At 36.9% G+C, this 24,292-nt stretch carries 20 protein-coding genes; 14 read left to right on the top strand and 6 right to left on the bottom strand.

The window, feature by feature from the left end:
* Positions 1 to 346 precede the first annotated feature (346 nt).
* The gene (locus tag H9N25_RS11640) at positions 347 to 1,180 is read right to left on the bottom strand and encodes a M57 family metalloprotease (protein ID WP_190329001.1); all 834 of its coding nucleotides are present in this window, start codon (positions 1,178 to 1,180) and stop codon (positions 347 to 349) included.
* 286 nt (positions 1,181 to 1,466) lie between these two features.
* Between H9N25_RS11640 and H9N25_RS11635 the strand changes: the two genes are divergently transcribed.
* On the top strand, positions 1,467 to 1,916 hold the full coding sequence (locus H9N25_RS11635; RefSeq protein WP_167294934.1) for an SRPBCC family protein: 450 nt from the start codon (positions 1,467 to 1,469) through the stop codon (positions 1,914 to 1,916).
* Between the two features lie 165 nt (positions 1,917 to 2,081).
* Here H9N25_RS11635 and H9N25_RS11630 read toward each other — a convergent pair whose 3' ends face one another.
* A complete protein-coding gene (locus H9N25_RS11630) occupies positions 2,082 to 2,471 on the bottom strand; it encodes a VOC family protein (protein WP_190329000.1) in 390 nt (129 codons plus the stop codon).
* Positions 2,472 to 2,500: 29 nt separating this feature from the next.
* Positions 2,501 to 3,055 (bottom strand): dihydrofolate reductase family protein, encoded by a 555-nt coding sequence (locus H9N25_RS11625; RefSeq protein ID WP_190328999.1) that lies wholly within the window; start codon positions 3,053 to 3,055, stop codon positions 2,501 to 2,503.
* A gap of 135 nt (positions 3,056 to 3,190) precedes the next feature.
* On the opposite strand from H9N25_RS11625, the gene H9N25_RS11620 reads away from it, so the two are divergent.
* The 9 genes from H9N25_RS11620 to H9N25_RS11580 all read left to right on the top strand — a co-directional run bounded on the left by H9N25_RS11620 (position 3,191) and on the right by H9N25_RS11580 (position 18,663).
* Positions 3,191 to 4,159, top strand: coding sequence for a GlxA family transcriptional regulator (locus H9N25_RS11620; protein ID WP_190328998.1), 969 nt, complete (start codon positions 3,191 to 3,193; stop codon positions 4,157 to 4,159).
* Positions 4,160 to 4,415: 256 nt separating this feature from the next.
* Entirely contained in the window at positions 4,416 to 4,979 is a 564-nt protein-coding gene (locus tag H9N25_RS11615) for a porin family protein (protein WP_190328997.1), read from the top strand.
* A gap of 214 nt (positions 4,980 to 5,193) precedes the next feature.
* Positions 5,194 to 6,120, top strand: coding sequence for a sugar phosphate isomerase/epimerase family protein (locus tag H9N25_RS11610; RefSeq protein ID WP_190328996.1), 927 nt, complete (start codon positions 5,194 to 5,196; stop codon positions 6,118 to 6,120).
* 302 nt (positions 6,121 to 6,422) lie between these two features.
* Complete coding sequence (locus H9N25_RS11605; RefSeq protein WP_223833723.1) at positions 6,423 to 7,364, top strand: ROK family protein; 942 nt, start codon at positions 6,423 to 6,425, stop codon at positions 7,362 to 7,364.
* Positions 7,365 to 8,063: 699 nt separating this feature from the next.
* The gene (locus H9N25_RS11600) at positions 8,064 to 9,290 is read left to right on the top strand and encodes a Pycsar system effector family protein (protein WP_190328994.1); all 1,227 of its coding nucleotides are present in this window, start codon (positions 8,064 to 8,066) and stop codon (positions 9,288 to 9,290) included.
* Positions 9,290 to 11,329 (top strand): polyphosphate kinase 1, encoded by a 2,040-nt coding sequence (gene ppk1 / locus H9N25_RS11595; protein ID WP_190328993.1) that lies wholly within the window; start codon positions 9,290 to 9,292, stop codon positions 11,327 to 11,329. Before H9N25_RS11600 ends, ppk1 begins: the two co-directional genes overlap by 1 nt.
* An 87-nt stretch (positions 11,330 to 11,416) precedes the next feature.
* The gene (locus H9N25_RS11590) at positions 11,417 to 12,328 is read left to right on the top strand and encodes an SdiA-regulated domain-containing protein (protein ID WP_190328992.1); all 912 of its coding nucleotides are present in this window, start codon (positions 11,417 to 11,419) and stop codon (positions 12,326 to 12,328) included.
* A 163-nt stretch (positions 12,329 to 12,491) separates the two neighbouring features.
* Positions 12,492 to 16,094, top strand: a complete 3,603-nt coding sequence (locus H9N25_RS11585; protein ID WP_190328991.1) for a BamA/TamA family outer membrane protein — start codon at positions 12,492 to 12,494, stop codon at positions 16,092 to 16,094.
* Positions 16,095 to 16,269: 175 nt separating this feature from the next.
* Positions 16,270 to 18,663 carry a GAF domain-containing protein gene (locus H9N25_RS11580; RefSeq protein WP_190328990.1) on the top strand — a complete coding sequence of 798 codons (2,394 nt, stop codon included), beginning with the start codon at positions 16,270 to 16,272 and terminating at the stop codon, positions 18,661 to 18,663.
* 147 nt (positions 18,664 to 18,810) lie between these two features.
* On the opposite strand, the gene H9N25_RS11575 is transcribed toward H9N25_RS11580, so the two are convergent.
* Positions 18,811 to 19,413 (bottom strand): GIN domain-containing protein, encoded by a 603-nt coding sequence (locus H9N25_RS11575; protein WP_169502313.1) that lies wholly within the window; start codon positions 19,411 to 19,413, stop codon positions 18,811 to 18,813.
* 269 nt (positions 19,414 to 19,682) lie between these two features.
* Between H9N25_RS11575 and H9N25_RS11570 the strand changes: the two genes are divergently transcribed.
* Complete coding sequence (locus tag H9N25_RS11570; protein WP_190328989.1) at positions 19,683 to 20,039, top strand: response regulator; 357 nt, start codon at positions 19,683 to 19,685, stop codon at positions 20,037 to 20,039.
* 267 nt (positions 20,040 to 20,306) lie between these two features.
* On the opposite strand, the gene H9N25_RS11565 is transcribed toward H9N25_RS11570, so the two are convergent.
* Both H9N25_RS11565 and H9N25_RS11560 read right to left on the bottom strand, forming a co-directional pair.
* The gene (locus H9N25_RS11565) at positions 20,307 to 21,611 is read right to left on the bottom strand and encodes an ABC1 kinase family protein (protein ID WP_169502312.1); all 1,305 of its coding nucleotides are present in this window, start codon (positions 21,609 to 21,611) and stop codon (positions 20,307 to 20,309) included.
* Positions 21,612 to 21,618: 7 nt separating this feature from the next.
* On the bottom strand, positions 21,619 to 22,272 hold the full coding sequence (locus H9N25_RS11560; RefSeq protein ID WP_167294913.1) for a TetR family transcriptional regulator C-terminal domain-containing protein: 654 nt from the start codon (positions 22,270 to 22,272) through the stop codon (positions 21,619 to 21,621).
* Positions 22,273 to 22,497: 225 nt separating this feature from the next.
* On the opposite strand from H9N25_RS11560, the gene H9N25_RS11555 reads away from it, so the two are divergent.
* From H9N25_RS11555 to H9N25_RS11545, 3 genes are all read left to right on the top strand, one after another.
* Complete coding sequence (locus H9N25_RS11555) at positions 22,498 to 23,352, top strand: HD domain-containing protein (RefSeq protein ID WP_190328988.1); 855 nt, start codon at positions 22,498 to 22,500, stop codon at positions 23,350 to 23,352.
* 352 nt (positions 23,353 to 23,704) lie between these two features.
* A complete protein-coding gene (locus tag H9N25_RS11550) occupies positions 23,705 to 23,845 on the top strand; it encodes a Sec-independent protein translocase subunit TatA/TatB (protein WP_190328987.1) in 141 nt (46 codons plus the stop codon).
* Between the two features lie 58 nt (positions 23,846 to 23,903).
* Positions 23,904 to 24,116, top strand: coding sequence for a hypothetical protein (locus H9N25_RS11545; protein ID WP_167294911.1), 213 nt, complete (start codon positions 23,904 to 23,906; stop codon positions 24,114 to 24,116).
* Positions 24,117 to 24,292 lie beyond the last annotated feature (176 nt).

Genomic DNA, 24,292 nt, shown 5'->3' with positions numbered 1-24,292 from the left:
TTTGTCAATTAGAATTAAGAAATTATTAAGAATTATAAGGTTAATTGAAAATAATGTTAAGGATTTTCAACTGATAGGTTCAGAATTAAGGATTAAATTTAACACGATGACGTAAAGATGAAGTGAGCCTCATGTTACTGATTGAAAAATGGCGATTTTTTTTCTGAATTATATTGTTCGTTGTTGTTTGTGCTGTGTTTGCGGCTTTTTAAAAGACGATTTTGTTAAAAACATAAAAAAATAGATACTTCCAGTCTTTTTAGGTACAAAAAAAAGAGGAAGGCTTTTCAGCTCCCTCTTTTTTATCTGATCTATATATTTTATTTTTTATTGATCTGTATTTGGTTTATTTATAAAGGTAATTCATTGCAATTACATCATTTGCATTAAATGTACGGTCGCCACCGTTAGAGCAAGCCAGCATGAATGATTCTGCATCTGCTTTTGATGGTGTGCCTGGGATTTGTATTGCGCCAACTCCCGCTGTTCCTTCGTTAGAACGTCTTCCTCCACAGCTATACGCTCTGTTCATATAGTCGGTATGACGGAATCCTATACAATGTCCAACTTCATGTTGTAAAACAGAGGCAACATACAATAAATTAGGATTTGTTCCATAGGCATTCACATTCGTATTCATTTTAACCTGGTTAAATGGTTCGCCGCTCGAAGTAGGAAAACCAGATGAACCTAAAGTGATATAGCCTCCACTTGGACCTTCGTTAAATCCAAATACATCAATGTTACCTGTAGTACCTGTATTTGCTCTTTGAAAAGTCATACGCAGGCCTAAAGAGTTGTATCTTGAAATCATCAGATCAACAGCATCACTATACACCTGTGGTAAATTTGTAACAGAAATTGTAATTACACGTGGTAGTGATTTAACCACGTTTGTTGTGCGGTACTGCTCGGTTTCGGCAATGTTTAAATTAGGACTTGAAGACTTTTCATTTAAGTTGGCATCTGTTAGAACGATGTCGCCTTCAACAAGGTAACCGTTATCCACTTTACGTGCATTTTCGACACTAAATCCCAGACTTTTTATTTGCTGTAATGTACTTGCTGATATTTCGGCTTTGCTATCAGTTTGTTCTGAAGTGTTGTTCTTTTTACAAGAAGATGCGTAGATAAATAAAGCGCATAGCATGGCTAGCGATAAAAATTTTGTGTTTTTCATGTTTAAGTTAGTTTAGGTTAAAATGTATTGATCAGATAAATCTAATATATAAACAAATTATATGTAATCAAATAGTTACAATGTTTTTTTTAAAAAATACGCTTAGTCTGGGCGTAAAGCCCCACTAACATTGTCGCATATTGCCACTGGCAAACCCGAATTTACATGCCATCTTTGTATAGTCAGGAATTAATATTAAAAACCTGACCATATGGTGGAGCAGCTACCACTCCAAAAACGGGCGAAACCGAAAAGCCTAAAGAGTAGGGAATTAAAAAATAATTTTATGTCGAACAACACCGTTTCATTGCACAGAGTTTTAAAAGCGTCGCCAGAAAAAGTATACCGTGCATTTACCGAACCTTTGGCAATTGCTTCATGGTTACCTCCATATGGCTTTCTTTGTACTGTTCACGAAATGACAGTGGCATTGGGAGGTTCTTTTAAAATGTCCTTTCAAAATTTTTCTACTTCCAATGGTCATTCATTCGGCGGGAAATACCTTGAAATTACACCAAACGAGTTTCTAAAGTATACCGATCAGTTTGATGATCCAAATCTGCCTGGTGAGATGATTACCTCTGTTTGGTTAAAAAAGACCTTAGTGGGTACCGAAATTAAAATTTCACAAGAGGGGATTCCATCAGCTATACCTGTAGAGATGTGCTACCTGGGCTGGCAGGAATCGCTAGAAAAGCTAGCGAAGCTGGTAGAGCCAGAAATACCAGATGCTTAATTTAAAGGAATTATATTTTCTAAAATACATAAACCAGCTAACCTCATAACTTAAACCCCTCTAAAGTAACTTTGGAGGGGTTTTTGGTCATAAAGCATGCCTAAGAGACTCGCTTTTACGACATATCTGCCGTGGCCTCTAATAAAACAGACCGCTTGCATATACCTACTTCCACTTCAGTATATTAAACTTATGCCCGTCTGGGTCGGCAAAGGCGCAACCGTACATGCCCTGAAATTCTTCTGGTGGCGAGAATACAGAACCGCCCGCATTTTTTACTTTTACAGCCCATTCATCTACCTCTTCTTTTGTTTCGGCCGAAAGGGTAAAAATGACTTCAGTGCCCTTGCTCAAATCGGCCAGTTCGCCTTTCATGCCTTTTTTTAAACTATCCTCTTTAAAAAAGTGGATCACAAAATTATCCGCTCCAAATAAAAAGCTGGCTAACTCATCGCTTTCGAGTCCCGCATTTTTTTCAAAGCCTAGTTTGGTATAAAAGGCGCTGCTTTTCTCTACCTTTTTAACGCCTAAATTGGCCCAAATTTTTGTTTTCATGGTTATCGTATTTAAATATCGATTCTTAGTTATAATGCTTCGTAACTCAACAATACGGTGCCGCTTTTAAAGCTTCGGGTATCGGTTAATTTCAAATTCAATTGCCCTTTTATGCCACTAAAAATGGAAGTGCCTTTGCCAATGGCTACCGGATCGATCATGATTTGATAAGTGTTAATCAAGCCTGCTTCAGCCAGTTGTGCACTCAGATTGCCACTGCCTAAAATGGTAATATCTTTTGGCGATGTTTTCTTCAGTTCAGCTATCTGAGCCACTATATCTCTACTCATTATCCGTGTATTTTGCCAATAGGCGTGTTGCAGCGTATTGGAGCATACAATCTTTTCGGCCCGGTTCATACCATTGGCTACCCCGGGCATTGCATTAATAGCGTTTTGCGATGGCCACCACGATGCCATCATTTCATAAGTTATCCGGCCGAAGAGCAGGATACTATCGTACTCCAGATTTTTTGCACTAAATTCGGCCTCTTCCTGGCCGTGTTGATGCCAGTTTATGCCATTGTTGGCATCCTTATAATAGCCATCCAAACTGATAAAATTGAATACATTTAATTTGCCCATTGTTTCTATTGCTTTATCTGTTTACAAATCTCTACGGATTATGGATACCATTTAGGTGGCATAAATGACAACTTAGAGGCATGAAAGTGACAAAAAAAATGCCTAATTTAGGTATCCTTAAAATAACTATTTATTATGTTAAATGTTTGCCTTTATATCTTCGATGAAGCTGTTCCTTCATCGGTTACGGGTGTGGTAGATTTATTGAGTGGTGCCAACCGTTATATGGAACGTGTTGGTAAAAAGCCTGTATTTGCGCTAAGTTTGGTGGCAGAGAAAGACCACGAAATCCCTTTTCATTTTAACAATGCCAATATTCAGTTGTTAAATTATGAGGAGGTACAAGAGGTTAACCTGATTATAATCCCCTCATTCAGTGTAGGCAATGAAGGCGTTTTAGACAGAAATCAAGCAGCCATCAGGTGGATCAAGGAGAGGTATGCCTCCCGAACTGAGGTGGCCAGTTTATGCGTTGGCAGTTACTTTTTGGCCGAAGCAGGTTTGCTTGATGATAAGGAAGTAACCTCACACTGGGCGGTAGCAGCCGATATGCAGAAACGTTACCCTAAAATCAGGATGAAAAGCGATTTGGTTACTACTGATCAGGATGGCGTTTATACCAGTGGTGGGGCATTTTCTTCACTTAAACTGATCCTTTACCTGATCGAGAAATTTTGTGGCCGCGAAGCTGCTTTATGGATCAGCAAGATGTTTGCTATTGAGATGGATAGGACCAGTCAGGCACATTTTAAGGTATTTACCGGTCAGCATCAACATGATGATAAAGACATTTTGAAAGCCCAACAGTATATTGAAGAAAACTACCAGAACGAAATCGCGATGGACGAGGTATCCAGTCTGGTTAATATGGGTAAGCGTAATTTTATCCGTCGGTTTAAGGCCGCCACCAATAATACACCCTTCGAATATCTGCAAAGGGTAAGGATAGAATCAGCAAAAAAAGCCATCGAAATGAACCATAAAGACCTGCCATTTATTATGGAAGATACAGGCTATAACGATTTGAAAGCATTTAGGAAAATCTTTAAACGCATTACGGGGCTATCGCCTGTAGAATACAAACGAAAATATGCGCGGGCTTAAATCATCCATTAGCGCGATATGCAGGAGAGAACCATAAACCCACATCAACAATAAGAGTCTATTTGCCTAATAACTATTTTTCAGGACTTATAACAGCCTGTTTGTTTTGTGCTACATAGGCAATTTTAAGGGGTATAGTCTTCCTAAGATCAATTCATATTTTTTTAAAATGGCGTAGGGGTAAATACAAATGTTGTTGTCATACTTTCAAAAACACAATAAATATTCAATTATTTAAAAAACAAAAAGTATGAAAATGAACAAGTTTTATTTATTAGTTGCTGTTATGGTTATTACAGCGGGGGCGGCAAAAGCACAAGATTCTGACCTGGTATTTGGTGTAAAAGCTGGTGTAAACTATGGAACATTACCAACAAGTTTAAAGGCTATAACGGATAAAAAAGGAAAGGTAGGTTATAATTTGGGGGTATTTGCACGTGTTGGTAAATCACTATATTTTCAACCAGAGTTGAACTATGTTAGCTTTAAGAGTTCCTATGTTTATGCAGCTAACACTTATACACCAAAATTTAACCAACTTAATTTACCGCTTATGGTGGGTTACAAACTGATCGATACCGAAGCTTTAAATTTCAGGGTTTCTGCGGGCCCTGATGTTAATTATACCCTCAACGAAGCAAAAGGGCCAGTTGGCTTTGATTATAAAAAACTTAATTTTGGCGGAGTGATTAATGCCGGGGTAGATATTGGCAACATCAGTATCGATGCCAGATACAGCAGGGGCCTTACTAAAATTAATAAGGGACTAGGTGAAAAAAGTGGTCTGTTTAATCTATCTGTAGGATTTAAATTGTTTTAGGGTACATCTAAACTTATTATTTTAAATTAATAAGTTTAAATATTTAAAGTACATAAGAGGTTGATCATTTTTACCTATGATACAACCTCTTTTTGTATTAATGGTGTTTTTTGCTTTTTATTCCATTGATTTATAAATGAAACCATCTTTCAAAATGAACTAAATTTTTCAAAAACTAAAAATGTGTAACTTAAACCTCTAAAAGATATATCAAATGAAATATAACCGACGCGATTTTATTGGTGGTAGCCTGGCACTCACATCTGCTTTATTTTTAACGTCAATGGAAACATTTAGTATGCCTTTTTCTGGATCTGAGAAATCGACAAATGGTTTCGCACTAAAAATCATGGCGCCTTATTGGGGCTTTAATGGCTCAGTAACCGATTTTTGCAAAAAGGCTAAAGACTCAGGTTATGATGGAATAGAAATCCTTTGGTCGGCAGAAATTGCCGAAGAATTATTTAAAGCATTAAAAAAATATCAATTAGAAGTGGGTTTTCTTTGCCGTGGAGATGAAACCCTTCCGGTACCACATTTTGCAACTTTTAAAAAAGTACTTAAAGAAGCCATTGAACATCAATATCAAAAGCCATTGTATATAAATGTTCATTCCGGAAAGGACTTTTTTCAATATCAAGACAACAAAAAATTCATTGATTTTACAGTTCAGTATGCTCAGGAAACGGGTGTTCCAATTTATCATGAAACCCATCGGTCGCGTATGCTTTATTCGGCTCCTGCATCATTACCATATTTACAGGAAAACCCTGATTTAAGGCTAACCCTCGATATTTCTCATTGGTGTAATGTGAGCGAAAGTTTACTCGAAGATCAACCAGAAACCGTGGAACTTGCCATTTCACGTACCGATCATGTTCACGCCAGGGTTGGCCATGCAGAAGGGCCACAAGTAAGCGATCCAAGAGCTCCGGAATGGAAGCAAGCAGTTGAAGCGCATTTTGCCTGGTGGGACAAAGTTGTTGCCATAAAAAAACAACAGGGTAAAATCCTGACTATGTTAACTGAATTTGGCCCGCCCAGTTATATGCAAACCGTTCCGTTTACCAATCTTCCAGTTGCCGACCAATGGGCAATAAATGTATATATGATGCAAGTTTGGAGAAAAAGGTATTTGTAAGTTTTTTAGCCTATAACAGTGCAAATGTTTTTGTTATTAGTAGAGATATTTGTATTTGGTTAAGTTATATTTTAATTCAGTGGATATTTTTTATGCTTATTGATAGTTTTTAGGGTATTTTTTTGAAAATTTATCAATATTTAAGGTTTTTAGTTGAAAATATGTTGTTTAATGGCTTCATTAATTCTATTTTATTCTATATTTAAATGCTGAATTGAAAAATGATAAAAACATATTTATTAAAGTAATGCAAAAAAGATTTAAACTAAGTTCGGTATATGGTTAATTTAAATAGTTTCAACGTGGAACAATCTTGTGCTATCGGAATTGATGTTGGTGGCTCTTCGCTTAAATGTGGAGTAGTAAATCAAAATGGCGAAATTTTATATTCCATTATTGTATCGTTAAAAAATGCGAAAACGCAAGGGGCTATTATTGCACTTATTGTAGAGGCGATTAATACCTGTGCTAAAAAAATTAAAAATCCTATTCTTGGAGTGGGTATTGGCTTTCCGGGGATTATTTACAACAATAAGATTATTGCTGGTGCAGATAATTTACCAGGATTTAAACAATTGGCTTTAGGCGAAATTCTGCAGGAAGTAACACGTTATAATATTGTAATGGATAACGATGCCAATTTAATGGGGCTAGGAGAGATGACTTACGGCGCTGCCAAAGATTGTAGTGATGTGGTTTTTCTTACAGTGGGTACGGGAATAGGTGGCGCAGTGATGATTGATAACAAGCTTTACGGAGGATTTAGAAATAGAGGCACAGAGTTAGGGCATATTGTTGTGCAACACCGTGGGGCTGCCTGTGCCTGCGGAGGCAGCGGTTGTTTAGAAGCGTATGCATCGGTATCGGCTCTGCTTAACCATTATCATGCCATCAACCCTAATTCACCAGAAGAGATTGATGGTAAATATATGGTAGAAAAATACCTGGCTAGAGAAGAATATGCAGTTGAAGCCATGGAATCGCATTTCGATTATCTGGCTACGGGCATTATTAGTTTTATAAATGTATTTAGTCCGCAAAAAATTGTAATTGGTGGGGGCATAAGTGAATCTGGAGCTTTTTATGTTAGAGAAATAGAAAGAAGGATAAAAACTTTAGCAGTGCCGGTTGCGCCTGGCAATGAACTGGTGGTTGCCGCCAAGTTAGGTAATAAGGCCGGTTTATTGGGTTGCGCGGCTAATGTTTTTCAAAAATTTAAGGCTTTTGATTATGCCGTAAAATAATTCATCGGAAAAATAACAGGTACTCATCTAAATCCACATCCTTTTCAGCGGATCAGCAGGAAACGAAAAATATTGTATTTAAACAGAAAGGATATTCTAAATAATTAGAATATCCTTTTTTCTGTCGAATAATAATAATGTAGGATACCGCTTACCGGAAAATATAATTCGATCAAAATTTTTGGCCATTTATCTTGCTTATTTTGTTTTCATTTCGTTCAAAATAACCCTCTGAAAGGCTGAAATAACCCGCTTAGGGTGTGTTAGCCAAATTCGATGGTATTTTAGTCAAACCTGAAACGCTTTTTCTGTTCCTCGTGCTAAATCAGTACAGTAAAATGAATGGCGATTGACCGGCGGAAAATAATCTCCACATATAATTTCCTAGAAGTTTACAGACTAAACAAACCTTAAAAGGTTTAAAACATTGAACCAAAAATATGGATAGGTGTATATCAGATTATAAACTTTTTTGAACGAGAATAGGCCTAACTGCATATAATTTGTAGTTTAAAAATCAACCATTTCTAAATCTTATTGTAAAATAAACAAGGCATTATTATTGTTAAGGAAGAGATCAGTATTGTTTTTAAAAAATTAGCGTAATTTTATAATCATAAAATATAATTTTTAGACTTAAAGATTTTCAAGAAATGCATTTCCTTCATCATATTAAATTATCGTAACCCCAATACGCTCATGAACTATAAACAATTGCAGGAAGATGTAGAAAAGCATGTTAGCCATTACTTCCATACCCATAACGATCCACGCTTAGTTTATCATAACCTGGAACACACGCAAGAAGTGGTAAATGCTGCGCAGCAAATAGCCAATCATTACCAGCTGAATGAGCAGGATTTTTTTTCTGTAACGGTTGCAGCCTATTTTCATGATACAGGTTATTTTGAAGATGCATTAAACCACGAAGCAAAAGGAGCAGAGCTGGCTGATGCTTTTTTAGCAAAGCATCAGGTTAATCAAGAAATCCGTGATCATGTTAAAAGCGCAATACTGGCCACTAAAATTCCCCAGAAACCTAAAAATGAAATTGATAGAATTATCTGCGATGCAGATCTGTTCCATTTAGGTCTGCCCGATTTCCGTGCAAAAGGGAAATTGATGCATAAGGAAAATGAACTGATCTATAAAAAAGATATCAGTAAGCTCGATTGGCGTAAAAAGGATATCCAGTTTATGGAATCGCATCATTACCATACCGATTATGCCAATCTGCTGTTAAACGATCAGAAACAAAAAAACATCGAAAAACTGAAAAGCAAATTAACAGCACAGGAAGAAATTAGTACCGAATTGGCCGAACCCGTAAATTTTGCACCAGCGATTGTAAAAGAGAAAGAGAAAGACAAAAAAAAGAAAGATAAAGACGATCGGCCTGATAAAGGTATTGAAACGATGTTTAGGATTACCTCTGCCAATAACCAACGCCTAAGCGATATGGCCGATAACAAGGCGCATATCCTGATTACGGTAAATTCGATCATGCTTTCCTTAATCGTGAGTTTATTGTTAAGGCGGTTGGAAGATCACGGCAACCTGATTATCCCCACATTTATTTTATTATTGGTGAGTTTAACCTGCGTGGTGGTTTCCATTTTATCTACCCGCCCGTCTATTCCTAAGGGAGAATTCACTCAGGAAGATATGGATAATAAGAAGGTGAATTTATTGTTTTTCGGTAACTTTTATAAAATGAGCTTACCTAGCTATACCGATGGCATGATTAAGGTAATGAACGATAAAGATTTTTTATATGGAACATTAATTACCGATGTGTACTCGCAAGGCGTAGTTTTGGGTAGAAAGTATAAACTGATCCGCCTGGCCTATAATATTTTCATGTTTGGTTTAATTGCAGCAGTATTTGCATTTGTGATTGCTTACGCAGCTTACGGTAAACTTTAATGGAACAGATAGTAGAAACCTCTTTTTTTAACAGAGATTTAAGTTGGTTAAAGTTTAACGAGCGCATTTTAATGGAAGCAGAGCGAAACACTGTTCCGCTTTTAGAACGCATTAAATTTTTATCTATATTCTCTTCCAATCTTGATGAGTTTTATCGCGTAAGGATGCCAGTGTTACTCGCTTTAGAGAAATTGAGCAATAAGGAAGATAATGATATTCGTATTGATGATAATCTGCTCAACACGGCCAATCAGCTTATTTCTGAACAGCAACAACGTTATGGCAAGGTACTTAAATCAGATCTTATTCCGTTGCTCAAAGAGAATAAGATTAACTTAATTTATGGACAGCCATTCCCCTCCGAAATTCAGAAAAGTATAACCCGGTATTTTTTGAGCCAGGTAATGGCCTTTTTGCAGCCTGTTTATATTAATGCCAATTCCAATTTCTTTCCTTCAAATAATGAGCTGTATTTTCTGATTACGCTAAAAAAGAAAGAAGATGCAGAAGTGGTTATTTTAAATATCCCTTCCAACCAGTTAGCCCGTTTTTACAAGGTAGAAACAGCTGATGAAACCTTCATCGTTTTTTTGGATGATATAGTGCGGTTTCATTTAGACCGCGTTTTTCCGGAAGGCGAAGTTACCGGATGTTATAGTTTTAAAATTACCAGGGATGCCGAAATAGATCTGAAAGATGAATATTCAGGCAGTTTATCAGAACAGCTGGAAAAACAATTGTTAAAACGCGACTCTGGTTTAGCCACACGTTTTCTCCATCAACCAGGCATACCGGCCAACGTTTTCGAATTACTCAAAAAGCTTTTCAACCTTAAAAAAGCAAATAGGATAGAAGGCGGCCAGTACCATAACCTGAAAGATTTTATGGGTTTTCCGGTTAATTCCCCAAAACTATCTAACCAAAACTGGCCAAAACTATGTAATACAGATTTGATAGATGGATCGTTAACCGAGGCTATTTATAAAAACGATATCATTGTACATACACCTTACCAGAGTTATGATAGCGTGTTGCGCTTTTTTAATGAAGCTGCTATTGATGCCGAAGTTAAGGAAATCTACGTTACACTCTATCGTGTAGCCAGCGATTCGAAAATTGTAAATGCATTAATCAGCGCTGCAAAAAATGGTAAAAAAGTTACGGTTTTGGTTGAGCTTAAAGCCCGTTTTGATGAGGCCAACAACATCAAATGGGCCAAGAAAATGAAGGAGGTTGGCGTTGATATTATTTACAGTGTTACCGCTTTAAAAGTACATGCCAAAGTAGCCCTGGTAAAACGCCAGACAGGTGATCGGATGCATTATTCTGGTTTGTTTGCAACCGGAAATTTTAACGAAAGTACAGCTGCCTTTTATACCGATCATATTTTAATGACGGCCAATAAAGAAATGCTGCGTGAGGTAGAGCTACTTTTTATTTTTCTGGCCAAAAGGGTTAAACCTACCGCTCCTGACCAGGTTAAATTTAATCATTTATTGGTGGCTCAGTTTAATTTACAACAAGTTTTTCTTCATTTGATAGATAGAGAAATTGAACATGCCAAACAAGGTAAACCATCGGGTATTACCATTAAAATGAACAATCTCGAAGAGAAAGTTTTAATTAACAAACTTTACGAGGCATCATCGGCAGGTGTAAAGATCGAAATGATTGTACGAAGCATTTGCCGCTTAATTCCAGGCGTAACAGGAATGAGCGAAAATATTAAGGTTATCCGCATTGTTGATCGTTATCTGGAGCATGGACGTGTTTTTATTTTCCATAATTTAGGAAAGAATGATGTATACCTGGGCTCGGCCGATTGGATGAACCGGAATATTTATAGAAGAATTGAAGTTTGCTTTCCGATTTATAATGAGCAGATTAAACAAGAAATGATAAATATTATCGAAATCCAAAGACAAGATAACGTACAGGCGGTTTGTATAGATGAAAACATGAATAATATTCCTGTTAAAAGAAGTGAACCCCTTGTTGCGTCTCAACACGATATTTATGAGCTATTAAAAAATAAATAATGCCGTGGTCTGTGTCCTCACAGACCACATGATTTTACTTATTGATGGTCTGTGGGGACACAGACCATGGACATTAAATTTACCCTTATGAAATACAATAAAACTTTCCTCGCCTCTAGCTTGCTAATTTCAGTTGCCTTTTTGGGCATTTCGTGCGTAAATGCTAACCGCGATGATAAAAAGAACGATTCAACAGAAACTGTTTCCAATAACGGAGCAGAAAAATCAACGCTTCCTTATGATTTGGCAAATCCGGTAAAATATAATATGCCGCAAAATCTTTTCGAAATTTCTGGAATTGTATTTCATAATGGCGATCCGAAAGAAGTATTTGCAATTCAGGATGAAGATGGAGACCTCTTTCATTTAGGTTTAAATGATAAAGAATCGAAATTTACCAAATTTGGAGGTAAAGGCGATTATGAAGACTTAACCATCATTAAAAATTATTTCATTGTGTTAAAAAGCAATGGCGAACTGCACACTTTCCCGATTTCGGAAATAAACAAGCCAGAAGTTGCCAATGTGATTAAAACCAAAGATTTGGTACCAAAGGCAGAATATGAAGGACTGGCTGCGGATGAAAAAAACAGCATGGTTTATGTTTTGACTAAGGATAGCAAACCTGATTCGAAAGCAAAAGCATCAAGCATTTATGCCTTTAAGTTTGGTGCTGACGCTTCGTTAACACCTGGCGGAGAGTTTAGCCTGTCGCACAAAGACATTGAAAAATTGTCTGGAAGTTCAAAATCAAGGTTCCGTCCATCAGCATTGGCTAAAAATCCAAAAACCAATGAGTGGTATGTGCTTTCTTCTGTAAACAAATTACTTGTGGTTACCGATACCGATTTCAAGGTTAAAGCTACATACCCATTAAACCCAGGCTTGTTTAATCAGCCAGAAGGTATTGCTTTTGACCGTGATAATAACCTTTACATTTCTAATGAAGGCGGAACTTTAGCTGCCGGAAATATTTTAATGTTTAAATTGAAAAAGTAGATTTTGGTAGTGGTGTCCTAATGCAGTCGTCACCCTGAATTTATTTCAGGATCTTTCCTGTTATAGATGCTGAAGTAAATTCAGCATGGCGGGGCGGATGGGAAAATTCCCCAAGAAATAAAATAAATTTTAAAATAACTATCTTTATACAAACGCTGAGTCTATGATTAAAAGATTTACCTTTTTTACCATCTTATTTTTATTCAACTTCATTGCCTTTGCTCAGGATGATGTAAAATATCGTGTAATTCTTTTTGGCGATGCAGGCGAAATGAATCCTGCGCAAATGCATGATTTAAAAAATGCTGCCAAGCAAATTCTTCCAAAAAAAACAACCGTCGTGTACCTGGGCGATAATATCTATCCAACAGGAATGGGCCTGCCGGGTAGTGTAGAAGAGGATACAACCAAAAAGATTCTGCGTTCGCAGTGCGAACCTATGCGTAAAATGGGCGCTGCGGTTTATTTTGTTCCCGGTAATCACGATTGGGATAAATCAGGTCCTAAGGGTTTGGCCAAAATCAAAGCACAAGATGATTTTCTTAAGGCGCAGAATGACCCACTATTAAGATTAATACCGGAAAACGGATGCCCCGATCCGGTAGCGATTAAATTAACCGATAAATTAACCATTATTGCCTACGATAGTGAATGGTGGCTTTTTCCATATAATAAATCAAATCCAAATGGCGAATGCGAATGCAGGACTAAAGATGAGGTTTTGGTAAAAATGGAACAATTGCTTGAAGAGAACAAAGACAAGGTTATTCTCTTGGCTTCGCACCATCCATTTCAGAGTTATGGCCCACATGGCGGTTATTTCAACTTAAGGAGCCATATTTTTCCGCTAACATCGCTGGATAGAAATTTATACATCCCTTTACCTGTTTTAGGCTCCGTATATCCTTTACTCCGTTCCACTTTGTTGAGCCCCGAGGATTTAAATCACCCGGCGTATAAGGATATGATTAAATCGGTAACCGGTGTATTTGGCGATTATCCTAATGTAACTTATGTTGCGGGACATGAACATGGTCTTCAGTTAATTAAAGGAAAACAATTGCAGATTATCAGTGGTTCGGGATCAAAAGTATCGCCAAATAAAGAAGGTAAAACTTCGTTGTTTCACGAAATGCAGCAGGGGTATGTGGTGGCCGATCAATTGAAAAACAACGATATGCGCTACGAATATTATATTTATTCGGATACCAGTGTTAAAAGAGTTTACAGTTACATTAAAAAGTTCGAAACCATTCCTCAAAAAGTAAGAAATAGAGATAAACCAATTACCGCTGATAGCATTTTTGTACGCATTAAACCCGAGTATGACAGCGTTGGCCATTTTCACCGCACTATTTTTGGCGAGAATTACCGTAAAGAATATGCCGCAAGAACAAAGGTTCCGGTGTTAAGGATTTCTCAGATGATGGGTGGTTTAAAAGCAACACAACGCGGTGGGGGCAATCAATCGCGTTCTCTACGGTTAGAAGATAAAAACGGCAAGGAATATGTGCTGCGTAGTGTAGAGAAATATCCAGAAGTGCTGCTACCTGCAGCATTGCGCGAAACCTTTGCTAAGGATGTTATAAAAGATAATATGTCGGCACAACATCCATTTTCGGCGCTGGTTGTGCCCGAACTCGCTAAAGCTAGCGGTATCCCGCATAGCAACCCAATTATTGGCTGGGTTTCGCCTGATGATAATCTTGGAGAATTTGAACCAGTTTTTGCCAATACCCTGTGTTTGTTCGAAGAAAGAGAACCAACGGGAGAATCGAGCAGTTCTCCGAAAATGGATAAAAAACTAACCGACGATAATGATAATAGATTAGATGGTCCTGCCTGGGTAAAGGCCAGGGCATTTGATGTGTTGTTGGGCGATTGGGACAGGCATGAAGACCAATGGCGTTGGAAAGAAACCAAAACCAAAGATGGCTCCATTTATTCGCCGGTGCCAAGAGATCGTGACCAGGTATTTTTTAGATCAGATGGCCTTTTACAGCGCTACACCCAAACTTCATCATTATTACCGATGATGCAGGGTTATGAGCGCGGTATAAAAGATATCAATTGGTTTTTATGGGAGGGAAGGGAAATCAGTAGCCGCTGGACCGCCAATATAGACGAGGAGGAATTTGATAAAATTGTGAAAGATTTCTGCGCAAATTATAATGATGCTGTTTTCGAAAAAGCACTGAAAAAACTCCCTGAACCAAGTTACTCATTACATCACGATGCCTTTTTAGCACAGTTGCGCAACCGGATAGCCACTTTGCCAAAATTAATGAACCAGTATTATCATTTCTTTAACCGCATTGTAGATATCGAGGTGACCAATAAAAATGAGCTGATCCGGATCTCTGATGCAGATAATAATGGATTACGCGTGAAAATCAATAAAATTTCAAAAGAGGGTAATATCAAAGACGAGCTTTTCGACCGGAAATTTGATCCGAAAGTAACCAAAGAGATTAGGGTGTACATGCACAATGGTAACGACAGCCTGATTCTGAACAATAAAAACTCGAATATTAAATTGCGGATTATTGGTGGCAAGGGTACTAAAGTTTACGATTTTGCAAACAGTAACGGATCTGTAAAGTTATACGGTAGAACCGATAAGGCAACTTATAATGGAGCGGATGCCAATAAAATCAGAAAAATAATCTCTAACGATACTTCTAATTTCAGCTATATCCCAAAAGATATGTACCGCCGGAATATGTGGTTGTTAAACGCAGGTTACAATAATGATGATGGTGTTTTATTGGGCCTGATCTACAAGCAGACTAATCCTGGTTTCAGAAAACAGCCTTATGGCAATTCGCAGACTATTTCCTTTTTGCATTCATTTTCGACCAAAGCTTTTAGGTTTAACTATAAAGGTGAATGGTTAAAAGCTTTAGGTAAGGGCGATTTTGTGTTGAAAGCTGATGCTTTTGCACCAAATAATACACAGAATTTCTTTGGTATGGGAAATGAAACACCTTTTGATGATAACGACAACATCAGTTATTATCGTGCACGTTTTAATTTATACCAGATGGATGCCTCAATCAGATGGCGCCGCCCTAAATCTACTTTTAGTGTAGGCCCTTCCTATCAATATTATAAATTTAACCAGGAAGATAACATAGGCCGTTTTATCGAAAACCCTTCACAATTACATTCTTCTGATTCGCTTACCTTTCGGAACGAAAAGATGTTTGCAGGGGCATTTGTAAATTTTACCAACAACACGCGTGATAATGATTTATTACCAACCTTGGGTAGTTTTGTAGATTTCAAACTGCTGGGATATAAAGGTGTTAATAAATATTCTAACTCTTACGGACAATTTACAGCGAGTATAGCATTGTATAAAAACCTCGATGGTAGAAAAAACTTCATTTTGGCCGATCGTTTCGGCGGGGGAGTAACCATTGGTAAACCTGCATTTTACCAGGCTTTATTTTTAGGTGGACAAGGGAACCTTTTGGGCTATCGTCAGTTTAGGTTTGCCGGCGAACATATGTTTTATAATAATTTAGAATTGCGTGCTAAACTTGGCGATTTAGTAAGTTATGTTTTACCCGGACAAGTTGGCTTGCTGGGTTTTTATGATGTAGGCAGGGTATGGAAAAGAGACGAAGCCTCTACGTTATGGCACCATGGCATAGGAGGGGGCGTTTACTTCGCTCCGGCATCACTTACAGTTGTGCGATTTGTAATGGGGCACTCGTCTGATGGCTGGTATCCATACGTATCGCTTAATTTTAGGTACTAAATTTGTGTAACAAATTAATAGATGTAATATCCAAGTATTACGTTCAGCAGACGAACATTGCTTTAATGAGTATGTATCTTTGCAAAGAATTAGTAATTAAATAGATAACTATAATTTTTACACTATAGCAAACTTATACAATGAATACCAATGTAATACAGATACATAAAAACGAATGTATACATTGCCAGGTAGAATCATCTCTGTCTTTCCGCCCCTTGTGGAGTATTTGAAAGGCAGATTGAAAACAGAAAAATCGGTAAAATCTGAATTTTACAGGTTTTTACTTCAAAAAATTGAAAAAGACGATGTGCTGCTTGGCAACATCAGTGCCGAAGAATTATCCCAATATAAAGATACTTTAGAATTGATTTTTACTATTCTAACCCCTTTAATGGATAATGAAGACGATTTATTTTGGGCCCTAAGTACCCCAATTCCAGATCAGATTTTCTTTAGTACCAACGCATTCTATAAATTTTTTAAGGATCATGATCCTAAAAATAAGGTAACCAAAGACAACGAGCCTGTTGAGAAAAAACAACTTAAGTTTATCTATAATGTTATTTTAGGCCGTTTTTATAATTTTACCTCGGTACTAAAGAATGAGATCATTTATGCGCATATTAATCAGGAAACAAAACTGACGCAGTACTATAATATCCAAACAGATACGAAGTTTGTAGATATTGTACATAAAGGCGATTTGCCTGAACTTAACTTTGAAGAACTGGGCAAGCATTTTCAAGAGGAAACTGAATTGGAGTACCTGGTAGAGCATTTGCCATTACAAAATTTTCATTTCGAAGGATTCAGTATTATCTCTATAACAGATGTAACCTTACAACATGCCATTGATGGTATCCGCGATGCATTGGTTAACCACAATTATCAAACGGAAGCCTATACGCATGTCATCCATGCCTTAAAAACGCTTAGCGGAAACGGAAAACTTGAATTTGGCCTAATGCCATTTTTAACGGTTAACAATAAGTTGGTTTTTGATAATCGGGAATTTTCGCAGAGTATGCTGATTAATTCAGCAAAATCATCCAATCTCGAAGAAGAGGTTTTTTATTCGCTGGTTGATAAATATAAAGAAAACCCACGATCAATTTTTGTAAGCTCAATCAATGACGATCAGATCGATAAAGATCCTTTTTTAAGGGTTTTAAAAGCTGCTGGTGTTTGTTCTTATTCAGTACTGCCTGTATATTATAATACGCAGTTGGCAGGCGTTTTAGAGGTTTATTCGAGCGAGGAAGTATTGGTTGACGATAAACTTTTATCGAGGTTACGTCCGGCAATGCCTTTAATCGGTCAGCTTTTCCAATACAGTATCGAAGAATTTGATGCTAAAATGGATGAAGTGCTGATGGATAAGTTTACCGCTTTACAGCCATCGGTACAATGGAAGTTTAACGAGGCTGTTTGGCACTTTCTTCAGCAGAATAACAGTTACCATAAGTTAAAGGAAATCGAAACGATCACCTTTAAACACATGTATCCGCTATTTGGGGCAATTGATATCCGTAATTCTACCATAGAGCGGAATAAAGCTTTAAAAGATGATATGGAAGTACAATTAAACAGCTTAATTGATACTTTAAAAGCCATCCGTAAGCATGTTTCTTTAGAACTTACCGATAAACTATTATTCAATTGTAAAGACTGGATTAAACGCATCGGCGATTTTGCTTCATCAAACGAAGAAAACAAACTGAACGAGTTTTTAGAAATAGAAGTTTATCCTTTCTTATCAATTATAAAAGGAAACTACCCGATAACAGCTGAGTTTGTAGATCATTATTTCGAAGTTATTGTTCCAGAAACTGGTGCTGCATTTGCAAATCGCAGGCAGTTGGAAATTTCGATGCAGCTGATCAATACCGAAGTGAGTCAGTACCTGGAGAAATCGCAGGCTAATTTACAGGCTTCATACCCTTGTTATTTTGCCAAATTCAGAACTGATGGAGTGGAGTATGATATTTACATCGGACAGGAAATTGCACCAGACCGCCCATTTGATTTGTTGTACCTTAAAAATATCCGTTTATGGCAGTTAACCTCAATGGTCGATATTGCGCGTTTATCGAAAGGATTAATTGGTGAAATGCCCCGTGCATTAGAAACCACACAGCTGATCTTTATCCATTCTAATGCAATTGATATTAGCTTTAGGAACGACGAACGCCGTTTTGATGTAGAAGGTGCTTATAATATCCGTTATGAAGTAGTTAAAAAACGTATTGATAAAGTATTGGTTAAAGGTACAACCGAACGTTTAACGCAGCCCCATAAAATTGCAATGGTTTATTTCAATCCTGAAGAAGCCAAAGAATATATGGAGTATATTAAATATATGCAGGTTCAAGGATATTTAAATGACGATTTAGAGCAATTGGAGCTAGATGAACTTCAAGGTGTTTCTGGCTTAAAAGCTTTAAGGGTAGGCGTAAAATATCTGGAAAGTAAAGTAGCAGCAGGTAAAACAGATGCTGCTAAAAAACTTAAACCTAAGGAGATCAAATCCATCGAGAAGGAAATCGCTAAGGTGCTTCAGCACTAATAATCCGTAAGAGTTCGTCATTTCGAGCGGATTGCAACGTAGTCGAGAACCACTATTGCTCAGCGAAGTCCATCTTACATTTTCCATACAACAAAAAGGCTTTCTGATCCGAATCAGAAAGCCTTATTTCATTGGTGTGTTTTATAATTATTTGATTGCGGCAATTTCTTTTTCAACAGCAACAGTTTCTATAGAACTGATGTTGGTTTTTAAAGCTGCAAATCTATCGATGGTTAACTTTTGCGATTTACCCATTACCAAAGTATGGCTATCAGTAGAACCGCTTAATTTTAAATCTGCCTGATCTGAAATTACAGTATATAAACCTTCTGAACTGGTATTGATCTCAGCATGTGCATTTCCTTTTAAAAAGATCTGAAGATATTTAGTTCTTAGTTTTCCTTCAGTTTTAACAATTGCGTTTTCTGAAGCCTCAATTCTGTAAAAATCGTTTACATAAACAGTCAATTTTGTTTTTTCGGTGCTGGTTGAAGTGATTTTTAAATTATCGCCATCTTGCATAACTTTTGCCGTTCCTGTGTTATCATCAGCATAAGAAATACCAGAATTACTTCGCTGGATAATGGTTACTTCTACATTTCCTTTAACAGAAATTCTTTTAAAAGCCGATATTTTTAAAATTGCATCAGGCTCTTTTTCCATTGCAGAAACGTTTGTAGTAAATAAAGCTGATGATAAAACGATTGCTGTTAATGAAGTTGCAATTAGGGTTTTGATTGAGGTTTTCATAATATTTTTATTTAATAATTAAATGTTAATTAATTGTTATTTAAATGTTTAAGTCTTTTTGTTGTAGTTTTGATGATAAGACGCAGTGAAATGAAAAACGTTGCAGACAGTATTGCGTTTTTATACAACCGATAGGTAATACTCGACGAACAGGCATTAATTCAAGACGAAAACTTGAAACTTTTACCAAGCATTTGTAAAATATTTTAAGATCTTTTATTGATCTGGTCTTTTTTTTTATATTTAATGAGAATTTAGTCTGTTTGTTTATGAAGAAAAAGGTTGTGCTTGTTCAGGATGATAAAGATATCCTCGATATAATGGACCATGTATTGGAAGAAGAGGGATTTGATGTTACGGCATCATTAACAACCGAACCTATAGATAAAATAGATGAAATTGAACCCGATGTTGTGATTGTGGATGATCACATTAAGGGAAAAAAGAAGGGCTCAGAAATAATTAAAGAGCTTAAGTCCGACCCCGAAACAGAGGATGTATCGGCTGTATTAACCTCAACTTCAAATAACTTGCCACAACAGGCAGAAGAATGCAAAGCTGATGATTATATCGAAAAACCATTTGATATTGATCATATGGTTGAAGTGGTAAAGAAAAACAGCTAGATTTTTATCGAAAGGTTGTCATTTCGATTCGATAGCTATCGGATGGAGTGCAATCCCGAACTTTCGGGAGAGAAATCTACAAGAATACTTTTATTGATATAACCAAAGCATTTCCCGTTTACGCGATCTGTTATAGATTCTATTAGGGCAGTCGTCATTCCCGTGCAAGCAGGAACCACAAAGTGCTCGGCGAAGCTAATATTAAATCTTATTGTAATTAAGATTCCCGATCTGGTTGGAAATAACGATTTATCGAAATGAATTTCTCTAGGCAGTTACATTGGGTTTGAAAGTATCTGTTTTAACCGTTGCTTTTAATTCATGTAATATCGTATACAGACCAAAATTAGTTCGGTTAACGTAAATAAAATGTTTTACCCCACGGGCCTGTTTAAATTCTGGCATTTTCGAAATCTTTTCACCATAGGCGTATAGCTGCTCAAAAAAATCAGGTTTACTAAAATCAAAAGTTTTACTGGTATAGGGTTTGGCAAAGAGGCTGATCATCTCCCTGTACGATTTATAATAAAACTCAATCTGCTCAGGAGAATCGTCAGTATGGATCATATCCAGTTTTCTAAATGCATCTATCGTTTTATTTTTATCATTAATTACATCAGTAGAAATTAAGGCGAAAAACGGGTAGTAGAAATCATCCGGCATCTCTTTAATACAGCCAAAATCAATTACTCCAAGGTTTTCATCTGGTGTAATCATAAAATTCCCGGGATGCGGATCAGCATGTACAGCTCTGAGTTCGTGTTGCTGAAAATTATAGAAATCCCACAGCGCCTGCCCGATTTTATTGCGTACTTCCTGAGAAGGATTCGTTTGTAAAAATTCTTTTAAATGCAAACCATCAATCCAGTCCATGGTAATGATGCGCTTTCCGGATAATGCTGGATAGTATTTTGGAAATACAACATGATCGAGGTTTTTACAGGCTTCTGAAAATTCGATAGAACGTTTAACTTCCAGTTCGTAATCTGTTTCTTCTAGCAAACGTTCTTCAACTTCTTTAATATAGATATTCAATTCCCTTTCCGACATGCCCAGTAAACGGAAAGCGAAAGGTTTTACCAGCTTCAGGTCAGAGGAAATACTGTCGCCCACACCAGGGTATTGAATTTTAATGGCGAGTTTTTTACCATTAAGCATCGCTTGGTGCACCTGGCCAATAGAAGCAGCATTGCTGGAGCTTAAGTTAAAACTATCGAAAATATTTTCAGGTGTTTTACCGAAATTTTTGGTGAAAGTTCTGACAATTAACGGACCTGAAAGGGGAGGAGCATTGTATTGAGATTGGGTAAATTTATCGACATAAGATTTCGGCAGGATATTCTTATCCATACTTAACATCTGTGCGATTTTTAAGGCACTGCCCTTTAATTCGCTTAGCGATTTATAAATATCGGTTGCATTATCCTCGTTAAGCTGTTCTCGGTCCATTTCAGGGTTGAACAGCTTTTTTGAGTAATGTTTAATATAGTTGCCCCCGATCTGAATACCTGTTTTGACAAACTTAGCCGAACGCTCTACTTTGGTAGTTGGAATACTTTTTTGTGTTTTCATCTGGTGTTTAAAACCTCATCTTTTCTGCAAATTTTCCATTTCTGGATAAAAATTTCCCATATTCCAATAAATTGTCGATTGGCGAATGCTGGAAAAGATCGAAGGTTACATTGATGCCTTTTTCTATGGCTTCGTCGCTTTTTTCGAAACCTTCACTATCATCATTGATCCAGAAATTAACAATAAAGGCAAACTGGATCCATAAGGCATCTTTATATCTTTTGCTTAGAAAACGGCGCTCGGCAAGTTCGCCACTATCTAAACCTTCTTCAATAATTTCTTGTGCAAAGTTCTCGAAAATAGGTTTTACGCCAGCCAGTACATCAGGAGTAGAAAATTTACCCCGGTGATTCTTTAAGCTGTAAATCACAAAACTGCGTTCGTTCTTCAGGTTTTCCAGATAACTGTAAAAGAAAGAAAGTATTTTTTCTCTGGCCGTATACTGGGGCCAAACTTCCTGCTCTTTGATTTTGTTTATGGTTTCGAAAGTAAGTTCGAACCAGATTGTTTTTTCTATGCTTTCAAAAGAAGAGAAAAACTGATAAAAATCGGTCTCTGTAATTTTAAGCTTCTTTACGAAAATGTAAACCGATTTTGGTTTTTCATTGTTTGTTAGAACATAATCTAAATATGCTTTTCTAATTTGCTGAGCAGTTGCCATATACCTGTTTTTTACAAGTATAACGTTTAATTTATTGGCTTGTTTTTATTGCAGGTTTTTTGTTGATCATGAAATTGTAATAATAGCTTTCAAAATATTTGAAAGTGGTTTTATGACTAATTATATTAGTTTTAAGGGGTTTTAATGTTGATAATTTTTTATGATAAAACTAAAATTATTAGTATTTTTGTTTCTGATTATTCCTTTTAATTAAAGCACAGCAATATGATCCAGGTAAACGATTTTTTATACGGCAAAATGGAACTGCCAATGGTATTTTCTGATCTGTTAAATACTGATGCTTTAAAAAGGCTAGGCGGGATACATCAAAGCGGTGCTATATTTTTGGTCAACCCAGATATCTGCCATTCACGATTGGAGCATGCCATTGGGGTTACCATGTTGATTAGGATGCTTGGTGGTTCAGAACTGGAGCAAATTGCAGGCTTGCTGCACGATATTTCGCATACCGCTTTTTCTCATGTGGGCGATTATGTTTTCGATAATACAGATGAAGATTATCATGAAAAAGTTTTTGCCGAAGTTTTATATAAATCGGAAGTACCTGATGTGCTGTTAAATTATGGATATAATGTTAACCAGATTCTGTATGGTACTTTTGATATTTTAGAGCAACCTTTGCCGTCGCTCTGTGCCGATCGTTTGGATTATACTTTGCGTGATGGTATTCATGGCGGGGTAATTTCCCGTCAGCGTGCCCGCGAATTTTTGACTTACATTGTTTTGAAAGATGGAAAAATAGCGGTGAGTGCAGAAACTGAGGTAGCTTGGATTAATGAAGCTTTCGAGAAGCTGAACAATGATGTGTTTAAATTACCGCTTCATTTATATGCCAATGGCAAAATGGCCGAACTAATTAAAAAATTTCTGAATAAAGGGATATTGGTTGAAAGTGATCTGTTTAAAACAGATACCATGCTGCTAAACAAAATTAGAACATCATTTGAAGGCTATGAAGCCATTAAGTCGATCAAACAGTTAAAAGGTTTTGCCGAATTTATGCGCCATGGCGCGGTGCCTAAAATCAAAACAAGAACTTTAAATGCTTTGTTGGTTTAGCGCCTAGGTGGTACGTGTTTAGAGGCGATTAGCTCCTTCTTTTCGTCCTTCTGAGCCTGTTTCAGGATCTTTCTTGTGATTGTACCAATGAACTAGTTTTCCATGGAGACACAGAAACAAGTATCGTCTATGGCCTAGCTGGATGGAAATGCGAAAGTTGTTAAGAAGCTGATTAGTAATGACTTGTAAAATAGTGTTAATGCTAGCAAGAATAGAGGGAGATATTAGGCATTCTGAATACAATAGAACCTTTGAGGTTCGGAATTGAGCATTTGTTGTCAGCGAACCAATTAACCATTCCCTAACAAACCATTTCAGAGGAATTAACGTATATTGTGAAAAATATAAAGATATGTCTGCAATAGAAATTATTTTAATCGGCGTGGTTATCCTGCTTATTTTTGGTGGTAAAAAGTTGCCAGAATTAATGAAGGGGATAGGGAAGAGTGTAAAAGAATTTAAAGACGCCAAGGATGAACCGCCTGTTAAATAATTGCGGTAAATAAAACTTTCTGTTAATGGTGCTGTTTTAATTAAAATAAACGCCAATAATGGAAAATAAAAAAGAAGATCTGTCCAAATCAAAATCTGATTTCACAGCAGAAAATGCAAAACACCCTAATCAGGGACTGGACAATTGGAACAAACGCTTAGACGAAAATCTGGAGCCTGAAGATCATAACGATAGTGCTGCAGATGAAAAAGCCAAAAATTTCTCTGCAAAATACGGTAGTGGCGATCAGTCCGACCAAGGTAATGATTGAATATTTATCATATAGCGTCTGTATCATAAATATAGATTTGTCATCCTGAGCTTGTCGAAGGACCTGTTTAAGTTTCCCGCAAAGCGCTTCGATACTTCGTCAAGCTCCGTACAGGCCGAGCTCAATGTGACAAGTTCGAATGGAAATCACCACTTATGATACAATCACTTTTTTAT

It is taken from the genome of Pedobacter riviphilus (assembly GCF_014692875.1).
Classification (GTDB): domain Bacteria; phylum Bacteroidota; class Bacteroidia; order Sphingobacteriales; family Sphingobacteriaceae; genus Pedobacter; species Pedobacter riviphilus.
The sequence above is the reverse complement of the archived record's forward strand: the minus strand, read 5'-3'. Positions and strand labels throughout refer to the sequence as shown.

Coding starts and splice junctions, on each gene's coding strand:
- H9N25_RS11640 (WP_190329001.1), bottom strand. CDS start 1,180: ATGAAAAACACAAAATTTTTATCGCTAGCCATGCTATGCGCTTTATTT.
- H9N25_RS11590 (WP_190328992.1), top strand. CDS start 11,417: ATGAAATACAATAAAACTTTCCTCGCCTCTAGCTTGCTAATTTCAGTT.
- H9N25_RS11610 (WP_190328996.1), top strand. CDS start 5,194: ATGAAATATAACCGACGCGATTTTATTGGTGGTAGCCTGGCACTCACA.
- H9N25_RS11615 (WP_190328997.1), top strand. CDS start 4,416: ATGAACAAGTTTTATTTATTAGTTGCTGTTATGGTTATTACAGCGGGG.
- H9N25_RS11565 (WP_169502312.1), bottom strand. CDS start 21,611: ATGAAAACACAAAAAAGTATTCCAACTACCAAAGTAGAGCGTTCGGCT.
- H9N25_RS11600 (WP_190328994.1), top strand. CDS start 8,064: ATGAACTATAAACAATTGCAGGAAGATGTAGAAAAGCATGTTAGCCAT.
- H9N25_RS11585 (WP_190328991.1), top strand. CDS start 12,492: ATGATTAAAAGATTTACCTTTTTTACCATCTTATTTTTATTCAACTTC.
- H9N25_RS11570 (WP_190328989.1), top strand. CDS start 19,683: ATGAAGAAAAAGGTTGTGCTTGTTCAGGATGATAAAGATATCCTCGAT.
- H9N25_RS11625 (WP_190328999.1), bottom strand. CDS start 3,055: ATGGGCAAATTAAATGTATTCAATTTTATCAGTTTGGATGGCTATTAT.
- H9N25_RS11545 (WP_167294911.1), top strand. CDS start 23,904: ATGGAAAATAAAAAAGAAGATCTGTCCAAATCAAAATCTGATTTCACA.
- H9N25_RS11575 (WP_169502313.1), bottom strand. CDS start 19,413: ATGAAAACCTCAATCAAAACCCTAATTGCAACTTCATTAACAGCAATC.
- H9N25_RS11550 (WP_190328987.1), top strand. CDS start 23,705: ATGTCTGCAATAGAAATTATTTTAATCGGCGTGGTTATCCTGCTTATT.
- ppk1 (WP_190328993.1), top strand. CDS start 9,290: ATGGAACAGATAGTAGAAACCTCTTTTTTTAACAGAGATTTAAGTTGG.
- H9N25_RS11630 (WP_190329000.1), bottom strand. CDS start 2,471: ATGAAAACAAAAATTTGGGCCAATTTAGGCGTTAAAAAGGTAGAGAAA.
- H9N25_RS11580 (WP_190328990.1), top strand. CDS start 16,270: ATGTATACATTGCCAGGTAGAATCATCTCTGTCTTTCCGCCCCTTGTG.
- H9N25_RS11635 (WP_167294934.1), top strand. CDS start 1,467: ATGTCGAACAACACCGTTTCATTGCACAGAGTTTTAAAAGCGTCGCCA.
- H9N25_RS11555 (WP_190328988.1), top strand. CDS start 22,498: ATGATCCAGGTAAACGATTTTTTATACGGCAAAATGGAACTGCCAATG.
- H9N25_RS11560 (WP_167294913.1), bottom strand. CDS start 22,272: ATGGCAACTGCTCAGCAAATTAGAAAAGCATATTTAGATTATGTTCTA.
- H9N25_RS11620 (WP_190328998.1), top strand. CDS start 3,191: ATGTTAAATGTTTGCCTTTATATCTTCGATGAAGCTGTTCCTTCATCG.